At 64.1% G+C, this 19,391-nt stretch carries 21 protein-coding genes; 20 read left to right on the forward strand and 1 reads right to left on the reverse strand.

The genetic code is table 11. From position 1 onward, the window contains the following. Window positions 1-4: 4 nt before the first annotated feature. The 15 genes from rpsH (at window position 5) to dsbD (ending at window position 9,834) form a co-directional block, all read left to right on the forward strand. A complete protein-coding gene (gene rpsH / locus BM252_RS25335; RefSeq protein WP_008444325.1) occupies window positions 5-400 on the forward strand; it encodes a 30S ribosomal protein S8 in 396 nt (131 codons plus the stop codon). A 10-nt stretch (window positions 401-410) separates the two neighbouring features. Then, the gene (rplF, locus tag BM252_RS25340; RefSeq protein ID WP_093390457.1) at window positions 411-944 is read left to right on the forward strand and encodes a 50S ribosomal protein L6; all 534 of its coding nucleotides are present in this window, start codon (window positions 411-413) and stop codon (window positions 942-944) included. Between the two features lie 13 nt (window positions 945-957). Beyond that, window positions 958-1,320 (forward strand): 50S ribosomal protein L18, encoded by a 363-nt coding sequence (rplR, locus tag BM252_RS25345; protein WP_093390458.1) that lies wholly within the window; start codon window positions 958-960, stop codon window positions 1,318-1,320. 9 nt (window positions 1,321-1,329) lie between these two features. Further along, window positions 1,330-1,848 carry a 30S ribosomal protein S5 gene (gene rpsE, locus BM252_RS25350; protein ID WP_093390459.1) on the forward strand — a complete coding sequence of 173 codons (519 nt, stop codon included), beginning with the start codon at window positions 1,330-1,332 and terminating at the stop codon, window positions 1,846-1,848. 10 nt (window positions 1,849-1,858) lie between these two features. Then, window positions 1,859-2,038, forward strand: a complete 180-nt coding sequence (gene rpmD, locus BM252_RS25355; RefSeq protein WP_217429967.1) for a 50S ribosomal protein L30 — start codon at window positions 1,859-1,861, stop codon at window positions 2,036-2,038. 27 nt (window positions 2,039-2,065) lie between these two features. Further along, window positions 2,066-2,497, forward strand: coding sequence for a 50S ribosomal protein L15 (rplO, locus tag BM252_RS25360; RefSeq protein ID WP_008444334.1), 432 nt, complete (start codon window positions 2,066-2,068; stop codon window positions 2,495-2,497). 32 nt (window positions 2,498-2,529) lie between these two features. Then, entirely contained in the window at window positions 2,530-3,864 is a 1,335-nt protein-coding gene (gene secY / locus BM252_RS25365) for a preprotein translocase subunit SecY (RefSeq protein WP_093390460.1), read from the forward strand. A 19-nt stretch (window positions 3,865-3,883) separates the two neighbouring features. After that, window positions 3,884-4,102, forward strand: a complete 219-nt coding sequence (infA, locus tag BM252_RS25370) for a translation initiation factor IF-1 (RefSeq protein ID WP_005663428.1) — start codon at window positions 3,884-3,886, stop codon at window positions 4,100-4,102. A 29-nt stretch (window positions 4,103-4,131) separates the two neighbouring features. Beyond that, window positions 4,132-4,245 (forward strand): 50S ribosomal protein L36, encoded by a 114-nt coding sequence (gene rpmJ, locus BM252_RS25375; protein ID WP_005663407.1) that lies wholly within the window; start codon window positions 4,132-4,134, stop codon window positions 4,243-4,245. A gap of 27 nt (window positions 4,246-4,272) precedes the next feature. Next, a complete protein-coding gene (gene rpsM, locus BM252_RS25380) occupies window positions 4,273-4,638 on the forward strand; it encodes a 30S ribosomal protein S13 (protein ID WP_093390461.1) in 366 nt (121 codons plus the stop codon). Between the two features lie 14 nt (window positions 4,639-4,652). Beyond that, window positions 4,653-5,057 carry a 30S ribosomal protein S11 gene (gene rpsK, locus BM252_RS25385; RefSeq protein WP_008444339.1) on the forward strand — a complete coding sequence of 135 codons (405 nt, stop codon included), beginning with the start codon at window positions 4,653-4,655 and terminating at the stop codon, window positions 5,055-5,057. Between the two features lie 282 nt (window positions 5,058-5,339). Next, window positions 5,340-5,963 (forward strand): 30S ribosomal protein S4, encoded by a 624-nt coding sequence (gene rpsD / locus BM252_RS25390; RefSeq protein WP_093390462.1) that lies wholly within the window; start codon window positions 5,340-5,342, stop codon window positions 5,961-5,963. 103 nt (window positions 5,964-6,066) lie between these two features. Further along, window positions 6,067-7,044, forward strand: a complete 978-nt coding sequence (locus tag BM252_RS25395; protein WP_008444343.1) for a DNA-directed RNA polymerase subunit alpha — start codon at window positions 6,067-6,069, stop codon at window positions 7,042-7,044. Between the two features lie 174 nt (window positions 7,045-7,218). Then, window positions 7,219-7,614 carry a 50S ribosomal protein L17 gene (rplQ, locus tag BM252_RS25400; RefSeq protein WP_093390463.1) on the forward strand — a complete coding sequence of 132 codons (396 nt, stop codon included), beginning with the start codon at window positions 7,219-7,221 and terminating at the stop codon, window positions 7,612-7,614. A 291-nt stretch (window positions 7,615-7,905) separates the two neighbouring features. Beyond that, the gene (gene dsbD, locus BM252_RS25405) at window positions 7,906-9,834 is read left to right on the forward strand and encodes a protein-disulfide reductase DsbD (RefSeq protein ID WP_093390508.1); all 1,929 of its coding nucleotides are present in this window, start codon (window positions 7,906-7,908) and stop codon (window positions 9,832-9,834) included. Window positions 9,835-10,041: 207 nt separating this feature from the next. Here the strand turns inward: dsbD and BM252_RS25410 are convergent, their stop codons facing one another. Continuing rightward, window positions 10,042-10,533 (reverse strand): Spy/CpxP family protein refolding chaperone, encoded by a 492-nt coding sequence (locus tag BM252_RS25410; RefSeq protein ID WP_093390464.1) that lies wholly within the window; start codon window positions 10,531-10,533, stop codon window positions 10,042-10,044. Window positions 10,534-10,748: 215 nt separating this feature from the next. On the opposite strand from BM252_RS25410, the gene BM252_RS25415 reads away from it, so the two are divergent. From BM252_RS25415 to BM252_RS25435, 5 genes are all read left to right on the forward strand, one after another. Further along, window positions 10,749-11,477 (forward strand): response regulator, encoded by a 729-nt coding sequence (locus BM252_RS25415; RefSeq protein WP_093390465.1) that lies wholly within the window; start codon window positions 10,749-10,751, stop codon window positions 11,475-11,477. After that, window positions 11,474-12,829 (forward strand): ATP-binding protein, encoded by a 1,356-nt coding sequence (locus BM252_RS25420; RefSeq protein ID WP_174900681.1) that lies wholly within the window; start codon window positions 11,474-11,476, stop codon window positions 12,827-12,829. Before BM252_RS25415 ends, BM252_RS25420 begins: the two co-directional genes overlap by 4 nt. 108 nt (window positions 12,830-12,937) lie before the next feature. Then, on the forward strand, window positions 12,938-14,101 hold the full coding sequence (locus BM252_RS25425; protein ID WP_093390467.1) for an efflux RND transporter periplasmic adaptor subunit: 1,164 nt from the start codon (window positions 12,938-12,940) through the stop codon (window positions 14,099-14,101). Further along, window positions 14,098-17,247, forward strand: a complete 3,150-nt coding sequence (locus tag BM252_RS25430; RefSeq protein WP_093390468.1) for an efflux RND transporter permease subunit — start codon at window positions 14,098-14,100, stop codon at window positions 17,245-17,247. Before BM252_RS25425 ends, BM252_RS25430 begins: the two co-directional genes overlap by 4 nt. A 77-nt stretch (window positions 17,248-17,324) precedes the next feature. Beyond that, on the forward strand, window positions 17,325-19,376 hold the full coding sequence (locus BM252_RS25435; protein WP_093390469.1) for an FAD/NAD(P)-binding protein: 2,052 nt from the start codon (window positions 17,325-17,327) through the stop codon (window positions 19,374-19,376). Window positions 19,377-19,391 lie beyond the last annotated feature (15 nt).

Below are 19,391 nucleotides of genomic sequence, written 5' to 3' on the forward strand. Positions count from 1 at the left end.
TGCAATGAGTATGAGCGATCCTATCGCCGATATGCTGACCCGCATTCGTAACGCCCAGGGCGTGCAAAAAACGACCGTGGCCATGCCATCGTCGAAAGTCAAAATTGCGATTGCCAACGTCCTGAAGGACGAGGGTTACATTGAAGATTTCGCCGTCGCCGAAGCTGGTGGCAAGGCGGAACTGAAGATCGGTTTGAAGTATTATGTTGGCCGTCCCGTCATCGAGCGCCTTGAGCGCGTGTCCCGTCCGGGCCTGCGCGTCTACAAGGGCAAAGACGAGATCCCTACTGTGATGAATGGCTTGGGTGTGGCGATCGTGTCGACTCCGCAAGGCGTCATGACTGACCGCAAAGCACGCGCTACCGGTGTCGGCGGCGAAGTTATTTGCTACGTCGCATAAGGAGTTACACATGTCTCGAGTAGCTAAAATGCCAATCGCTGTGCCAGCTGGCGCCGAAGTCGCCATCTCCGCACAAGCGATCACCGTCAAGGGCCCGCTGGGCGTCCTGACCCAGAGCCTGAACGGTCTGGTGACGGTAGAAAACAACGCAGGAACCCTGAATTTCGCCCCGGCCAATGACAGCCGCGAAGCCAATGCCATGTCCGGCACGCTGCGCGCCCTGGTCAACAACATGGTCACCGGCGTCACCAAGGGTTTCGAGAAAAAGCTGAACCTGGTTGGTGTGGGTTACAAGGCGCAAGCACAAGGCGACAAGCTGAATCTGTCCCTGGGCTTCTCGCACCCTGTCGTCCACGCGATGCCAACCGGCGTGACCTGCGCCACTGCAACGCCGACCGAAATCCTGATCAAGGGTATCGATCGCCAGCAGGTGGGCCAAGTCGCCGCCGAAGTTCGCGCTTACCGCTCCCCTGAGCCATACAAGGGCAAGGGCGTTCGCTATGCGGACGAAGTGGTTAAGCTTAAAGAAACCAAGAAGAAGTAATTAGGGGCTGACGATGGATAAGAAAGAATCACGGCTTCGCCGCGGACGCCAAACGCGCATCAAGATCGCGGAACTGAAAGTAAATCGCCTGTCGGTGCACCGCACCAACCTGCACATTTACGCGAACCTGATCAGCCCGGACGCTAAAGTTCTGGTGTCGGCGTCGACCGCTGAAGTCGAAGTGCGTACCGAACTGGCAGGCAAGTCCGGCAAGGGTGGCAACGCCGCCGCCGCCGCACTGGTCGGCAAGCGCGTCGCTGAGAAAGCTTTGAAAGCAGGAATCACCGAAGTCGCGTTTGACCGCTCCGGTTTCCGTTACCACGGCCGTGTGAAGGCGCTGGCAGAAGCCGCGCGTGAAGCCGGTCTGAAGTTCTAAGGAACGATCATGGCAAAAATGCAAGCAAAAATGCAATCCGACAAGCCGGATGATGGCATGCGCGAAAAAATGATCGCGATCAACCGCGTGACCAAAGTGGTCAAGGGTGGTCGTATCATGGGTTTCGCCGCGCTGACCGTAGTTGGTGACGGCGATGGCCGCATCGGCATGGGCAAGGGCAAGTCGAAGGAAGTACCGGTTGGTGTGCAGAAGGCAATGGAAGAAGCCCGTCGCAACCTGATCAAGGTACCCCTGAAGAACGGCACCCTGCATCACACCGTCTACGGCCGTCACGGCGCGTCGAAAGTGATGATGAACCCGGCTAAGCCAGGTACTGGCGTCATCGCCGGCGGCGCTATGCGCGCAATCTTCGAAGTAATGGGCGTGACGGACGTGGTGGCGAAATCCACCGGCTCGTCGAACCCTTACAACCTGGTTCGTGCCACGCTCGACGGTCTGTCGAAAATGAGCACTGCATCCGACATCGCCGCCAAGCGCGGCAAGTCGGTTGAAGACATCCTGGGCTAAGGTGGACATCATGACAAAAACAGTCAAAGTACAATTGGTCAAGGGCTTGATCGGCACGCGTGAAGACCACCGTGCCACCGTACGCGGCCTGGGTCTGCGTCGTGTTAACTCGGTTGCCGAGTTGCAGGACACCCCATCCGTGCGCGGCATGATCAACAAAGTCTCGTACCTCGTTAAAGTAGTCGCGTAAGCCTTCGGGCTTACCAACGGAGAAATCATGGAACTGAATACCATTCAACCAGCTGACGGCGCCAAGCACTACAAGCGTCGCGTCGGCCGCGGTATCGGCTCCGGTCTGGGTAAAACCTCGGGCCGTGGTCACAAGGGTCAAAAATCGCGTTCGGGCGGCTTCCACAAAGTCGGTTTCGAAGGCGGTCAGATGCCTCTGCAACGCCGCTTGCCTAAGCGTGGTTTCAAATCGCTCAACGCGACCTTCAAAGCTGAAGTGCGCCTGTCCGATCTGAACAATCTGGCGGTCGGCGATGTCGACATCCTGGTGCTCAAGCAAGCTGGCGTGCTCAGCGTGCTGGCCCGCGACGTGCGCGTCATTCTGTCCGGCGAGATCACCAAAGCGGTGAACCTCAAAGGCCTGAAAGTGACCGCTGGCGCGAAGGCAGCCATCGAAGCAGCCGGCGGCTCGGTAGCCTGAGTTGACCGCTAACAGCTTGATCGGAGCGAAAATTGGCGACTAATCCACAACTTGCTAAAAGTGCAGCGGCCGGCTTCCCCTGGGGACGGCTGTGGTTCTTGCTTGGCGCATTGGTGGTTTATCGTATCGGCGCTCACGTCCCGGTTCCCGGGATCGATCCGGTACAATTAGCCGCGCTGTTCAAGTCGCAAGAGGGCGGTTTCCTGGGCATGTTCAACATGTTCAGTGGCGGCGCCCTCTCGCGCTTCGCAGTGTTTGCGCTGGGTATCACGCCTTACATCTCGGCCTCGATCATCATGCAATTGCTGTCGATCGTCTCGCCGCAGATGGAAGCGCTCAAAAAAGAAGGCGAAGCAGGCCGGCGCAAGATCACCCAGTACACCCGGTATTTCACGGTGGCACTGGCGACCTTCCAAGCGCTCGGCATCGCAGTCGCACTGGAATCGCAAGCTGGCCTGGTGCTGGACCCCGGTCTGGCATTCCGTTTCGTGACGGTCGTGACGCTGTTGACCGGCACCATGTTCCTGATGTGGTTGGGTGAGCAGATTACCGAGCGCGGCTTGGGTAACGGCATCTCGATCATCATCTTCGCCGGTATCGCCGCCGGTCTGCCGAGTGCCCTGGGTAGCTTGTTCGCCCAGGTCAGCAACGGTGCGATCGGCAGCTTCTCGGCGATCATCATCGTGGCCTTGGTGGCGTTGGTGACGTTCGTCGTGGTGTTTGTCGAACGCGGTCAGCGCAAGATTCTGGTGAACTATGCGAAACGCCAGGTAGGTAACAAGATTTACGGTGGACAGACGTCCCACCTGCCATTGAAGTTGAATATGGCCGGCGTGATCCCACCGATCTTCGCTTCGTCGATTATCTTGTTCCCGACCACGATCCTGGACTGGTTCTCGAAGGGCGCCGACCAGGCCAACCCGGCGATCCGGTTCTTGAAAGATTTGGCAGCATCGATGGGGCCAGGCGAGCCTATCCACGCACTGTTGTACGCCATCGCCATCGTGTTCTTCTGCTTCTTCTACACCGCTTTGGTGTTCAACAGCAAGGAAACGGCGGATAACTTGAAGAAGAGCGGGGCCTTCGTGCCAGGGATTCGTCCCGGTGAGCAGACAGCCCGTTACATCGACAAGATCCTCACGCGATTGACGCTGGCAGGCGCCATCTACATCACTTTGGTGTGTTTGTTGCCGGAATTTATGCAAGCCCAGTGGAAGGTACCGTTCTATTTTGGTGGTACTTCTCTGTTGATTATTGTAGTTGTCACCATGGACTTCATGGCGCAGGTACAGAACTACGTGATGTCGCAGCAATATGAATCGCTGCTGCGCAAAGCAAACTTCAAGGGCGGAATTCCGACGCGATAAGCGCTGGTAAACATACCGAATGGCAAAAGACGACGTCATACAGATGCAGGGCGAGATTCTTGAGAATCTCCCGAATGCAACATTTCGAGTGAAGCTGGAGAACGGGCACGTGGTGCTCGGCCATATTTCGGGTAAAATGCGGATGAACTATATCCGCATTCTTCCTGGCGACAAGGTGACGGTAGAACTGACACCTTACGATTTGAGCCGAGCCCGTATCGTGTTCCGGACCAAGTAAATAGATAATCGAACTTAAGAGAGAGCAAAATGAAAGTTAACGCCTCAGTCAAGCGGATCTGCCGCAACTGCAAGATCATCAAGCGCAAAGGCGTCGTTCGCGTAATCTGCGTCGAACCGCGTCACAAGCAGCGTCAAGGTTAATAACCGTTATTTATCGAGGAATAACGAATGGCACGTATTGCAGGGGTTAATATCCCCAATCATCAGCACACCGTAATCGGCCTGACGGCCATCTACGGCGTAGGCCGCCCACGCGCACAGTTCATCTGCGCCGCGACGGGCATTGCGACCGACAAAAAGGTCAAAGATCTGGATGACAACGAACTGGAAAAGCTCCGCGATGAAGTAGCAAAATTCATCGTCGAAGGCGACCTGCGTCGTGAAATCTCGATGAACATCAAGCGTTTGATGGACCTGGGTTGCTACCGTGGTATGCGTCACCGTAAGGGCCTGCCGGTCCGCGGCCAGCGTACTCGCACCAATGCACGTACTCGCAAGGGTCCGCGCAAAGCCGCACAATCGCTCAAGAAATAATCTAGGGAAATCACATGGCTAAGCAACAAAGCAGCGCAGCAGCAGCGCGCGTCCGCAAAAAGGTTAAGAAGAACGTCGCCGAAGGTATCGCGCACGTTCACGCTTCCTTCAACAACACCATCATCACCATCACCGACCGTCAGGGCAATGCCCTGTCGTGGGCGACCTCCGGTGGCGCTGGCTTCAAGGGTTCGCGTAAATCGACCCCGTTCGCAGCGCAGGTTGCGGCCGAAGCAGCTGGTAAAGTCGCAGTGGAATGCGGCGTGAAGAACCTGGAAGTGCGTATCAAGGGCCCTGGTCCTGGTCGCGAATCCGCGGTGCGCGCACTGAACAACCTGGGCATCAAGATCACCGAGATCCAGGACGTTACCCCAGTACCGCACAACGGCTGCCGTCCTCCGAAGCGTCGTCGTATCTAATACGCAGTCGGCGGCGGGTTCGCTCGCCCGCCTTCTGTCGTACAGATCGACCCGTTTCAGGTGTGGCACCCGGTGCCATGCACAAGTCGTAGAGAAAAATCGCTGGAGCAGGCAGCCGGAAACGGTTATACTGCCCGGCTATTGACGCCTGCCGAACTGTTTGGCGGGTTTTTCGTTTTTAGCCACCGTCTGGCCGAGTAGGGACCAGACTAGCGCCTAACCGCATCAGCATGGTTTCCATGTGTGTGGCTGGGGCGTTATTATTCAAACAAAGGAAGCATCGTGGCACGTTATATCGGACCTAAAGCAAAACTTTCCCGCCGTGAAGGCACTGACCTGTTCCTGAAGAGCGCACGTCGCTCGCTCGACAGCAAGTGCAAACTGGACGTCAAACCAGGTCAGCACGGCGTTAAATCCGGCGCCCGCACCTCGGACTACGGCAACCAACTGCGCGAAAAACAAAAAGTCAAGCGCATGTACGGCGTGCTGGAACGTCAGTTCCGTCGCTACTTCGCCGAAGCGGACCGTCGTAAAGGCAACACCGGCGAAACGCTGTTGAAGTTGCTGGAAACCCGTCTGGACAACGTCGCATACCGCATGGGCTTCGGCTCGACCCGCGCTGAAGCGCGTCAGCTGGTATCGCACAAAGCGTTCACCGTCAACGGTATCGTTGTCAACATCGCTTCGTACGCTGTCAAAATCGGCGACGTCATCGCCGTCCGCGAAAAGTCGAAAAAGCAAGTGCGTATCGTTGAAGCACTGTCGCTGGCTGAACAAGTCGGCATGCCTAGCTGGGTTTCGGTTGATGCCAAGAAAATGGAAGGCACCTTCAAGTCCCTGCCAGAGCGCAACGAAATCTGCAACGACGTCAACGAATCGCTGATCGTCGAACTGTACTCGCGTTAATCGCAGTCGGTAAGATCCCCGCCCACTCCCCGGAGTGGGCGTTTTTACTAATGCCATCAGCCTTATCGGCGTAACGAGCCGAGGGTATTGAAAAGGACATTTCATGCAAAACAGTTTGTTGAAGCCACGTATTATCGATGTAGAGGCGCTCGGCGCCGGCCACGCTAAAGTAGTGATGGAGCCGTTCGAACGCGGCTATGGCCATACATTGGGTAATGCGCTGCGCCGCGTCCTGCTGTCGTCGATGGTGGGCTACGCGCCGACCGAAGTGACGATCGCCGGTGTTGTACACGAATACTCGTCGCTCGACGGCGTGCAAGAAGACGTCGTCGATCTGCTGCTGAACCTGAAGGGCGTGGTCTTCAAAGTCCACAACCGTGACTCCGTCACCCTGACCCTGAAAAAGGAAGGCGAAGGCGCCATCCTGGCATCCGATATCGATCTGCCACACGATGTGGAACTGATCAACCCGGACCACGTGATCGCCCACCTGACCGCCGGCGGCAAGCTGGACATGCAGATCAAGGTCGAAAAAGGCCGTGGCTATGTGCCGGGCAACGTCCGCCGCCTGTCGGAAGACACCAACAAGACCATCGGCCGCATCATTCTGGACGCCTCGTTCTCGCCGGTGCGCCGCGTCTCGTACTTCGTCGAGTCGGCCCGCGTCGAACAGCGTACCGATCTGGACAAGCTGATCATCAACATTGAAACCAATGGTGTGATCTCGCCGGAAGAAGCGATCCGTCAATCGGCCCGCGTGCTGGTCGACCAACTGAACGTGTTCGCCGCCCTGGAAGGCACGGAAGCGGCCGCCGAAGCGCCATCGCGCGCCCCGCTGGTCGATCCTATCTTGCTGCGTCCGGTCGACGACCTGGAGCTGACCGTGCGTTCGGCCAACTGCCTGAAAGCCGAAAACATCTACTACATCGGCGACCTGATCCAGCGTTCGGAAAACGAGCTGCTGAAGACGCCGAACCTGGGCCGCAAGTCCCTGAACGAAATCAAGGAAGTGCTGGCGTCGCGCGGCCTGACCTTGGGCATGAAACTCGAAAACTGGCCGCCGGCTGGTTTGGAGAAGTAATCGCTGCAAAGCATTTGTTGTACCGTAGTAAAGCAGTAATGCAGTAACACTGTCCGGGACAGGTGTCCCGGACTTTATGTTGTAGTTAACCTGTTTATTGAACCGGTCCGCGACCATGCACGACGTGCATGGTTGATCGAAGAACTGGAATAAAACCAACCGAAAGGAATTACCATGCGTCACCGTCACGGCCTTCGTAAGCTGAATCGTACCTCGTCCCACCGCCTCGCCATGCTGCGCAACATGATGGTTTCCCTGCTGCGTCACGAAGCAATCAAAACCACCCTGCCAAAAGCCAAAGAACTGCGTCGCGTGGTCGAGCCAATGCTGACCCTGGGCAAGACCGACACCCTGGCCAACAAGCGTCTGGCCTTCTCCCGCCTGCGCGACCGCGAAATCGTTCTGAAACTGTTCGCTGATCTGGGCCCACGTTACGCCAACCGTAACGGCGGCTACCTGCGCATCCTGAAAATGGGTTTCCGTGTTGGCGACAACGCTCCAATGGCTTACGTTGAGCTGCTGGACCGTCCTGAAGTCACCGAAATGGACGACGCTCCAACCGCTGAGTAATCTCGGCCGTTAGTAAGCGAAAAAAAGCCAGGCTCAGCCTGGCTTTTTTTATGCCCGGCGCGGATATCCAGACATTTCATCAAGGAATCGCGCCGCCGCGCCGCCTATACTGGTGGGGGCCGGTCGCCATGTCGGACCTCGGCCCGGGGCACTGTCGAGCTCGTGTCCGCATGCCGGCCCCGGCGCGGGATGACTAGAGGATGGCTTAAGGCTGGCCTCAGGCGGCGCCGGGACGGCCGGTGTACTATGCTGGTTTTGTCGATTGCTTTGGCCTATTTTTCGAAAGTGTCCATGTTCCATCCTGTCCGTAGCGCCATTTCCGCCTCGCGCCTTGCGGCGCTGTTGTCCGGCTTCTTGCTGCTGCTGTTGCTGGCCCTGGGCGCGCTGCGCCCGGCGCTGGCCGACGAGGAGTTCCTCGAACCGGACGCCGCCTTCAAGTTCTCGGCCCGCATGGTCGACGGCCACACCGTCGCCGTCACCTACCAGATCGCCGAGGGCTACTATATGTACCGCGAGCGCTTCAAGTTCGCCGCCACCGGCGCGAAACTGGGCGCGCCGGCGATCCCGCCGGGCAAGGTCAAGTTCGACGAGACCTTCAACAAGAAGGTCGAGACCTACCGCCACAGCGTGACCATCACCATTCCGGTCGAGAGCGGCGGTCCGTTCACGCTGCAGGCCACCAGCCAGGGTTGTTCGGACAAGGGCCTGTGCTACGCGCCGCAGGACGCCAAGGCCAGCCTGGTGGGCAGCGGCATGGTGCCGGCCGCGCCGCCCGCCGCCAGTGGCGCCAGCGCGAAGGTCGGCTCGGCGCCGGCCGCCGCCAGCGTGGCGCCGGCCGCGCCGGCGCAGTCGGCGCCGGTCTCGCCCGGCGTCACCGTCAACAGCGTGCCGATGCCGCAAACCACCATCATCGAAGCGCCCGCCGTGGCCGCCGCCGTGCCGCCGGCAGCACCGGCGCCCAGCGAAATGGGCGTCATCGAGGCGGCGCTGAAGGGCGGCAAGCTGATGGTCTACCTGCCACTGTTCTTCCTGTTCGGCCTCGGCCTGTCGTTCACGCCCTGCGTGCTGCCGATGGTGCCTATCCTTTCCTTCATCATCGTCGGCGAGGGCACCAAGGTCAGCCGTGGACGCGGCCTGCTGCTGTCGTCCACCTATTCGCTGGGCATGGCGAGTGTCTACACCGCGCTGGGTATCGCCGCCGGTCTGGCTGGCGCGGGCCTGGCCGCGAGTTTGCAAAACCCCTGGGTGCTGGGCGCCTTCGGCTTGCTGATGGCGGCCCTGTCGCTGTCGATGTTCGGCGTGTACGACCTGCAAGTGCCGGCCGCGCTGCAAACCCGCTTGAGTTCGATTTCCAACCGCCAGTCGGGCGGCAAGCTGGCCGGCGTGTTCGTCATGGGCGCCATCTCGGCGCTGATCGTCGGCCCCTGCGTGGCGGCGCCGCTGGCCGGCATTCTGGTCTATATCGGCAAGACCGGCGACGTGGTCGTCGGCGGCTCGGCGCTGTTCGCGATGGCGGCGGGCATGAGCCTGCCGCTGCTGCTGGTGGGCGTGTCGGCCGGCTCGCTGCTGCCGCGCGCCGGCGCCTGGATGGACGCGGTCAAGCGCTTCTTCGGCGTGTTGCTGCTGGCCATGGCCTGGTGGCTGGTGTCGCCGGTGTTGCCGCCGGTGGTGCAGATGCTGGGCTGGACCGTGCTGCTGGTCGGCTACGGCGGCTACCTGCTGGCCCGTCCGGGCAAGTGGGCCGGCAAGGCCGCCGGCCTGCTGTTCGCCGCGCTGGGCGTGGTGCAGCTGGTCGGCGCGGCCAGCGGCGGGCGCGACGTGCTGGCGCCGCTGGCGCATCTGCAGGCCGGCGGTATTGCCGAGGCGCTGCCGTTCAAGCGCGTCAAGACGGTGGCCGAGCTCGATGCCGCGCTGGCACAGAGCGGCGGCAAGACCGCCATGCTCGACTTCTACGCCGACTGGTGCGTGTCCTGCAAGGAGATGGAGAAGCTGACCTTTGTCGATGCCAAGGTGCGCGCGCGGCTGGCCAATTCCATCCTGCTGCAGGTCGACGTGACCGCCAACGACGCCGACGACAAGGCCATGCTCAAGCGTTTCGGCCTGTACGGCCCGCCGGGCATCATCCTGTTCGACGGCAAGGGCCAGGAGATCGCCGATTCGCGCGTGATCGGTTTCCAGGACGCGGAGAAGTTCCGCGCTTCGCTGGACAAGCTGAACTAGCCAAGGGCGAACGTTTGGCGGGGCGCGGGCGGAACCCCGCAAGCGAGGGGTCTGACCCCGTACGGGGTCAGACCCCGGCTTCCGCGTCGCGGGGGGGAATGAAAAGGGAGCGCACCGCGAGGTCCGCTCCCTTTGTTGTTGCCGTCCGGATTCGTTGCCCGATTTTGGCGGACCGCTTTGGCCCGTCAAAATGGAGCTAAACGGGATCTAGCCGCGATGCATCATGCCGTGGCGCATGCCGCGCGGGCCGTGCTCGCCGCCCATCACCTTGGCGTCGAACACTTTCTTTTGCTCGGCCGTCAGCGTGCCGTAGAACGCGGTCAGCGCCGTCAGATGGCTTTCCATGGTGGCGGTGTGCTGCTTGGCCAGCTCGATCATCTTGGCCAGACGCTCGGGCGCCGGCAGTGCCTTCAAGGCGGCGTGGTCGGGACGGCTCGCCGGCGCGCTCGGCTTGATGGCGGCCTGGTAGGTGGTCCAGGCGGCCTCCTGCTGCGCCGTCAGCTTGAGCAGCTCGTGCAGTTTGGCCTGGCGCGCGGCGAAGTGCTCGGCCATCTTGGCCTGCATCTGTTCGGCGTTGACCTGGTGGCCGTGGCGGCCGGCGGCGGAGGTAGTGGTGTCGGCGGCGTGGGCGGCCAGCGAGGCCGTGCCCATGCCCAATACCGTCAGGCCGATCAGGATGCTTTTGCGAATGGTGTTCATCATGTTTCCTTTGTCGTGTCGATAGAAGTGTGTGTGTCACGGGTGTCATCGCACCGCACATGAAGCCATCATGGCAGCAAGCTGTTTCGAGGAAGTTTCCCCGCCGGCGCATTTTGTATCCATATGTTTCGCCCCGCCGGGCGCGGTCCCGGTATATACAAGACGATACAATTGGCCATTGGTCAGTGTAGCCCTAACTGGGGATAATTAGCGCCATGGAACCATCATCAACTATTTTGATCGTCGACGACGATCGCGAGATCCGCACCCTGCTGGCCGACTACCTTGAAACCAACGGTTACCGGCCCCTGTGTGCGGCCGACGGCGTGGCGATGTGGAAACTGCTCGACGAGTCGCGCCCCGACCTGGTGGTGCTGGACTTGAACCTGCCCGGCGAGGACGGCCTGACGCTGTGCCGCAAGCTGCGCGCCCATTCGACCCTGCCGGTGATCATGCTGACGGCGCGCAGCGAGCCGCTCGACCGCATCCTCGGCCTGGAGATGGGCGCCGACGACTACCTGCCCAAGCCCTTCGAGCCGCGCGAGCTGCTGGCGCGCATCCGCAGCGTGCTGCGGCGCAGCCACGCCATGCCGTCCAACAGCGCGGCCGACAAGGCGCAGCAGATGCGCTTCTCAGGCTGGACGCTGGACCTGACGGCGCGCCACCTGCTCAACCCGGACGGCCTGGTCATCATGCTGTCGGGCGCCGAGTTCCGCCTGCTCAAGGTGTTCCTCGAGCATCCGAACCGCGTGCTCAACCGCGATCAGCTGCTCAACCTGACCCAGGGCCGCGACGCCGACCCCTTCGACCGCTCGATCGACATCCAGATCAGCCGCCTGCGGCAAAAGCTGGGCGAGGACGCGCGCCTGCCGCAGATCATCAAGACGGTGCGCAACGGCGGCTACGTGCTGGCCGGCCAGGTCAGCGTGGAGCCGAACGCGTGAGGGCATTTCTCGGCTCGATGACGGGGCGGGTGTTCCTGGTGCTGCTGCTGGGCATTGTCGCCTCGGCCGCGCTGACCCAATGGTTGGCGGTGGGCGAGCGCACCCGCGCCATCGAACGCTACCGCGACTTCCACGCCCTCGAACGGGCCGAACAACTGATCACCACCGCCGACGTGGTGCCGCCGGTGTCGCGGCCGGCCTACCTGAAGGTGGCCAGCCGGGGCAGCGTGCGCCTCGAACCGGTGCGGCAGGCGGCCGCCCCGGACCTGCAGCAGACCGATTTCTCCGCCGCGCTGCAGCTGCGCCTGGGCCAGGGCTTCTCGCTCAGCCCGCTGGCCGAGCGGCCGGCCGAATGCGACCGGCCGCGCAAGTCGGTCTCGCTGTTCGGTCCCAAGCAGTGGCGCGGCACTTGCGAGACGATGTTCGTGCGCATGCACGACGGCGAGGTGATGAAGCTGTCCGTGCTGCCGCCGCGCGCGCCGCCGGGCGGCAACAAGAACGAGCTGCTGAGCATCCTGCCCTTCCTGCTCAGCATCGCCGTGCTGGCCTACCTGGTCACGCGCATGACCATGCGGCCGCTGAAGAAGCTGGCGCAAGCGGCCAAGGACCTGGGCAACGACATCAACCACCCGCCGCTGGCCCTGGGCGGCGCCGGCGAGATCCGCCAGGCCAGCGCGGCCTTCAACGCCATGCAGGCGCGCATCCGCCAGCACATCTTCCAGCGCACACAGATGCTGGCCGCCATCACCCACGACCTGCAGACGCCGCTGACCCGCCTGCGCCTGCGGCTGGAAAAAGTCGCCGACGCCGAGCTGCAGCAACGCCTGGTGGACGACCTGTCGGCCATGCAGCAGATGGTCAGGGAGGGGCTGGACCTGGCGCGCAGCATGGACACCACCGAGAACATGCAGGCGCTCGACCTCGACTCGCTGCTCGACAGCGTCTGCGCCGACGCCGCCGACGCCGGCCAGCCGGTGCGCCTGCACGGCCGCGCCGCGATGACGGCGATGGGGCGGCCGATGTCGATCCGCCGCTGCCTGGTCAACCTGATCGACAACGCCGTCAAGTACGGCCAGTCGGCCGAGGTGACGGTCGAGCGCATGGTCGGTTCGGCGCGCGTGCGCATCCGCGACCACGGCCCCGGCATCGCCCAGGACCAGATGGCGCAGGTGTTCGAGCCGTTCTACCGCATCGAGAGCTCGCGCTCGCGCGCCTCGGGCGGCACCGGCCTGGGCCTGACCATCGCGCGCAACATCGCCGAGCAGCACGGCGCCAGCCTGCAGCTGGCCAACCACGTCGACGGCGGCCTGGAGGTCACCCTGGTGGTGCCGGAATACTACGCCGCCAAATAGCCCGGCGCCTGGCCGGCGCCGCGGTTTTTCGGTAAATAATTGTGCGACAATGCAGCGCCCTATGCAAAGCGGCAATGTTTCTTCGCCAGCAAAAGAACAAAGACCAACATGAAAAAATCTACCCTTGGACTTCTGGTGGGCGCCGCCCTGGTGATGGGCGGCGGCTGGTACTACACGCACCAGGGCGCCGAACCCGCCGCCGCCCCGGGCGGCCAGGCCAAGCCGGGCGCCGGCGGGGCGCAGGGGCCGACCACGGTCAACGTGGTCAAGCCGCAGCGCCAGGACGTCGCCGTGCTGCTGCAGGCCAACGGCACGGTCACGCCGATCAGCACGGTCGACCTGCATCCGCAGACCACCAGCACGATCACCAAGGTGCACATCCGCGAGGGCCAGTACGTCAAGGCCGGCGAGTTGATGTTCTCGCTCGACGAGCGCAGCGCCCGCGCCAACCTGGACAAGGCGCAGGCCCAGGTGGCGCGCGACCAGGCCTCGCTGGGCGACCTGGAACGGCAGTACCAGCGCGGCCAGGAGTTGCTGAGCAAGAACTTCATCGCCCAGGGCGCGGTCGACACGCTGAAAAGCCAGGTCGAGTCGGCCCGCGCGCTGCTGCGGGCCGACGTGGCGGCGGCCCGCTCGGTGGCGGTGGACGCCAGCTACCACACGATCCGCGCGCCGATGAGCGGGCGGGTCGGCGCCATCGGCGTCTACCCGGGCAGCCTGGTACAGCTGAGCACCTCGCTGACCAGCATCACCCAGCTCGACCCGATCAACGTCTCGTTCACCCTGCCGGAAAGCGCGCTGGGCGGCCTGCTCGAGGCGCAGCGCGCCGGCGCGGTGCCGGTCAAGGCGGCGCTGGCCGGCGCCGCCGACGAGGTGGCCGGCCAGCTCAGCTTCATCGACAACACGGTCGACCCGGTCGCCGGTGTGATCCGCGTCAAGGCGCAGTTCGCCAATGCGCAGACCAAGCTGTGGCCGGGCCAGTACGTCAACACCAAGCTGACCGTGCAAACCTTGAAAGACGCCACGGTGATCCCGCAAAACGCTATCATCAACAACACCCGTGGCGTGTTCGTCTATACCGTGGCGGCCGACCAGACGGCGCAGACCACCAACGTCAAGCGGCTGTATTCCTTTGGCGCCAACGTCGCCGTCTCCGGCCTGAACGGCGACGAGCAGGTGATCGTCGAGGGCAAGCAGAACCTGCGTCCGGGCGGCAAGGTGAAGCTCGCCGCGCCCGGCAAACAGAAAGGCGAGAAAGGCGGTTCCGCATGAACCTGTCCGAATTGTGCATCCGCCGTCCGGTGATGGTGGTGCTGCTGTCGCTGACGCTGATCCTGGCCGGCGTGCTGGCCTATTCGGCCATCCCGGTCGCCGCGCTGCCCAGTTATAACACCCCGGTGATCCAGGTCAGCGCCAACCTCGACGGCGCCAGCCCGGACACCATGGCCTCGTCGGTCGCGCTGCCGCTGGAGAAGCAGTTCTCCACCATCGCCGGGCTCAGCCTGATCACCTCCACCAACACCCTCGGCTCGACCTCGCTGACCTTGGAGTTCGACCCCAGCATCGACGTCAACGCCGCCGCCGTCGACGTCCAGGCGGCGCTGCTGCGCGCCCAGCGCGCGCTGCCGCTGGAGATGACCGAGCTGCCGTCCTACCGCAAGGTCAACCCGGCCGACGCGCCGGTGCTGTTCATGGCGATGACCTCGCCGTCGCTGTCGCTGTCCGAGCTGAACGACTACGCCGAGAACCTGATCGCGCCCAGCCTGTCGACCCTGCCCGGCGTGGCCCAGGTGACGGTGAACGGCCAGAAACGTTTCGCCGTGCGCGTGCGCGCCAAGTCCGACATGATGAACGCGCGCAACCTCTCGCTCGACGAGCTGGCCGCCGCCATCAAATCGGCCAACGCCAACACGCCGCTGGGCGTGCTCGACGGCCCCAACCAGGTGCTGACCATCCAGGGCAACGCCCAGCTGGTGAAGGCGGCCGAGTTCGCCGAGCTGATCGTCGCCACCCGCAACGGCCAGCCGGTGCGGCTGAAGGAGGTCGCCAGCGTCGAGGACAGCTTCCAGTCCGTCAAGACCGCCGGCAGCTACAACGGCGAACGCTCCATCGTGCTGCTGGTGCAGCGCCAGCCGAACGCCAACACGGTGCAGGTGGTCGACGGCGTGCGCGGCCTGCTGCCGCGCTTCCAGGCCCAGCTGCCCAGCTCGATCAAGATCAACCTGGTCAACGACCGCTCGGTGTCGATCCGCGAGGCGATCCACGACGTCAACCTGACGCTGGCGCTGACGGTCGGCCTGGTGGTGCTGGTGATCTTCCTGTTCCTGCACCGCGCCGCCGCCACCTTCATCCCGGCCGTGACGATGCCGATCTCGCTGCTCGGCGCGCTGGCCCTGCTGTACGCCTTCGGCTACAGCCTGGACAACGTCTCCCTGCTCGGCATCACGCTGGCCGTCGGCCTGGTGGTCGACGACGCCATCGTCGTGCTGGAGAACATCGTGCGGCACATCGAGATGGGCAAGAAGCCGCTGCAGGCCGCGCTGGTCGGCGCCAAGGAGATGGGCTTCACCATCATCTCGATCTCGATCTCGCTGGTGGCCGTGTTCATCCCCATCTTCTTCATGCCCGGCGTGATCGGCCTGCTGTTCCACGAGTTCGCCGTGGTGGTGGCGCTGTCGATCATGGTCTCGGCGCTCGTCTCGCTGACCCTGGTGCCGATGCTGGCCAGCCGGCTGCTGCCGGCCGGCACCCACCACGCCGCCGACGAGCCGACCCTGATCGGCCGCTGCTTCGAGGCCGGCTTCACGCGCCTGCGCAACGGCTACGCCCGCAGCCTCGACATCGCGCTGCAACACCGCTACATCGTGCTGGCGGTGGCCTTCGCCACCTTCGCGCTGACGGTGTTGTTGTACATCACCATCCCCAAGGGCTTCTTCCCGGAGGAGGACCTGGGCCAGATCCAGGCCACCACCGAGGCCTCGGAGGACATCTCCTCGGCCGCCTTGCTGGCCTTGCAGGAGCGCGTCGCCGCCGTCATCAAGGCCGACCCGAACGTGCAGGACGTCACCTCCTTCGTCGGCGGCGGCAACACCGGCCGCATGTTCCTGGTGCTCAAGCCGCGCGGCGAGCGGGCCAAGATGGCGCAGGTGTTGGACAGCCTGCGCAAGGCCACCCGCGCCGTGCCCGGCATCGCCGTCTACCTGCGGCCGATCCAGAACCTGCAGCTGGGCGGACGGCAGAGCAAGAGCCGCTACCAGTACACGCTGCAGGCGGTCAGCCCGGACGCGCTGAGCGACTGGGCCGGCAAGTTCACCGAGCGCCTGCGCGCCGACCCGGACTTCCGCGACGTCACCAGCGACTCGCAGAACCGTGGCCTGCAGGCCTCGCTGAAGATCGACCGCGACAAGGCCAATATGCTCGGCGTGCAGATCGCCGACATCCGCACCGCGCTCTACCTGGCCTTCGGCGAGCGGCAGATCTCGACCATCTATTCGCCCTCGGCCAGCTACTTCGTGCTGCTCGAGGCGGCCAGCGCCGACCGCCAGTTCGACGACGCGCTGACCAAGATCTCGGTGCGCAGCAAGACCGGCGGCCAGCTGGTGCAGCTGTCGAGCTTCGCCACGGTCGAGCGCACCATCGGCCCGACCGCCGTCAACCACCAGGGCCAGCTGCAGGCGATCACCCTGTCGTTCAACCTGGCGCCGGACGTGCCGCTGGGCGTGGCCACCGCCAAGATCGACAAGATGGGCGCCGAGATGAACCTGCCGGCGAGCATCATCACCAACTACGGCGGCGACGCGGCGGTCTTCCAAAGTTCCCAGGGCAGCCAGCTGATTCTGATCATCGCCGCGCTGGGCGTGATCTACGTGCTGCTCGGCGTGTTGTATGAGAGCTACATCCACCCGCTGACCATTTTGGCCGGCCTGCCGTCGGCGGCGGTGGGCGCCTTGCTGACCCTGCGCCTGTTCGGCCTGGACCTGACGATGATCGCCATCATCGGCATCCTGATGCTGATCGGCATCGTCAAGAAGAACGCCATCATGATGATCGACTTCGCCCTGCACGCCCAGCGCAACGAGGGCATGACGCCGGAGAACGCGATCCGCGAGGCCTGCGTGCTGCGCTTCCGGCCGATCATGATGACCACCATGGCGGCGCTGATGGGCGCCTTGCCGATCGCCCTCGGCCTGGGCGCCGGCGCCGAGCTGCGCCAGCCGCTCGGCCTGGCGGTGGTGGGCGGCCTGCTGTTCTCGCAGGTCATCACCCTGTACATCACGCCGGTGATCTACCTGTTCCTCGACAAGTACAGCGGCAGCGGCCCGATGTCGGACGAGCAACTGGCGCAGACCGGCCACAACGATGATGCCGAGACCCCACACGCGGTCGGCCTGAAAGCGGTGAACACCGCCAAAAGTTGACCCGTAACAATTCGGTGGTCTGATTGCTTCGTATCATGGGAAAGGAGCTTTTTCCTTGCGGCATGGAGCAATCAGAGATGAAACGCTACAACATCACCATCGTCGGCATGGGGCCGCGCGGCCTCAGCGTGTTGGAACGCCTCGCCGCGCACGCCCTTGAACACCAGCTGGCGCTCGACATCAGCCTGGTCGAACCGGGCGAGTGCGGCCAGGGCGTGCATTCGGCGCGCCAGCCGCAGCACCTGTTGATCAACACCGTGGCCAGCCAGGTGACGCTGTTCCCGGCGCCCGGCGCGGTGGCGTTGCCGCCGCACTGCGCCACGCCCTCGCTGACCGAATGGGCGCGGCAGAGCGGCTACCGGCGCGTCGGCGACCAGTACTACCGCATCGGCGCCACCGGCGCCGGCGCCGAGATCGGCGAGGCCGACTACCTGCCGCGCCGCCTGCTCGGCGAATACCTGACCTGGGGCTACGAGCAGATCCTCGCCAGCCTGCCGCCCAACGTCACCCTGCGCCACCACCGGCTGCGCGCCAACGACATGTGGCAGCAGCCGGACGGCCGCTGCGCCGTCGAGCTCGACAGCGGCTTCATCCTGATCAGCGACTACGTCTTCCTCACCACCGGCCACAGCAACAACGCCATGACCGAGCCGGAGGCCGCCTGCGCCCGCTTCGCCCAGGAGCACGCCCGCCACAACAGCAAGCTGGCCTACATCCGCCACGTCTATCCGCTCGACAAGCTGGTGCAGATCGACGCCGACGCCCGCGTCGCCGTCCAGGGCCTGGGCCTGACGGCGCACGACGTCATCGCCGAGCTGACGGTGGGACGCGGCGGCCAGTTCATCCGCGAGGGGCAGACGCTGCGCTACCAAAAATCCGGCCGCGAGCCGCAGTTGATGCTGTTCTCGCGCAACTGCCTGCCCTTCGCCGCGCGCGGCGTCAACCAGAAGGGCCTGGCCGGGCGCCACCGGCCGCACTACTTCACGCCGGACGCCGTCGCCGCCCTGCGCGAGCGGGCCCTGCGCGAGCGCGGCTGCGCCCAGCTCGACTTCGACCTCGAGCTGCTGCCGCTGCTGCGCCGCGAGATGGGCTATGTCTACCGCGCCACGCTGGACGGCGCCGGCCCCGAGCCGGCCGCCTACCAGCTGAGCGAGGAGGAGGGCGCCATCATCGACGTGCTGCTGTTCCCGCTGCGCGGGCGCGAGTTCGCTTCGCTGGCCGAATTCCGCGACTACTTCGACGACTGGCTGCGGCGCGACCTGGCCGAGGCGGTGCGCGGCAACGTCGGCAGCGCCGTCAAGGCCGCCACCGACGTGCTGCGCGACGTGCGCGCCACCTGGCAGGCGGCGCTCGAGCATGCCGGCTTGACGCCGGCCTCGCACCGCAAGTTCCTCAACGTCTACAACCCGGTGATCAACCGCATCTCCTTCGGCCCGCCGCGCCAGCGCAACGAGCAGTTGCTGGCGCTGCGCGAGGCCGGCATGGTCGACATCGTCTCCGGCCCGGGCGGCAGCGTCGGCTTCGACGACACCGCCGCCTGCTTCGAACTGCGCACCCGCTTCGCCGGCGGCCACGAGCGGCGCCCCTTCGACGTGCTGGCGGTGGCCCGGCTCGACGTGTTCTCGCCGCAGACCGACGAATCGGTGTTCATGCAGAACCTGCTGCGGCGCGGCCTGGTGCGGCCCTACTACAACGGCGTGTTCCATCCGGGCGGCATCGACATCGAACCGGGCGGCCGCGTGCTCGGCGCCGCCGGCCGGCCGCTCGGCAATGTTTGGGCGCTGGGCTACCTGGTCGAGGGCGCGCACTACTACACCCACGCGCTGCCACGGCCGCAACTGGCCTCGCGCCAGGTGCTCGACGCCGACCGCTGCGTCGGCGCCATGTTCGCCACCATCGCCGCCAACGGCGCCGCCGGCACCAGCAGCGCAGCCGGCGGCGGCAGCGCCACCACCGCGCGCCCGGTGGTCCGGCGCGAGGCCCACGCCAAGGCGGCCAGCTTCGATCCGCTCGCCACCAGCATCGCCACGCTGCCCATCGTTCCCGCCGATGCCGACGCCGCCGTCGCGGCCGGCCAGGAGAGCAGCGCCCCCCCCGCCGAGCCGGCCGCGCCGCGCGTCCCCGTGTAACGCCATTGATACTCG

Origin of the sequence: Rugamonas rubra (assembly GCF_900114705.1) — a bacterium.
GTDB classification, from domain to species: Bacteria; Pseudomonadota; Gammaproteobacteria; order Burkholderiales; family Burkholderiaceae_D; genus Rugamonas; species Rugamonas rubra.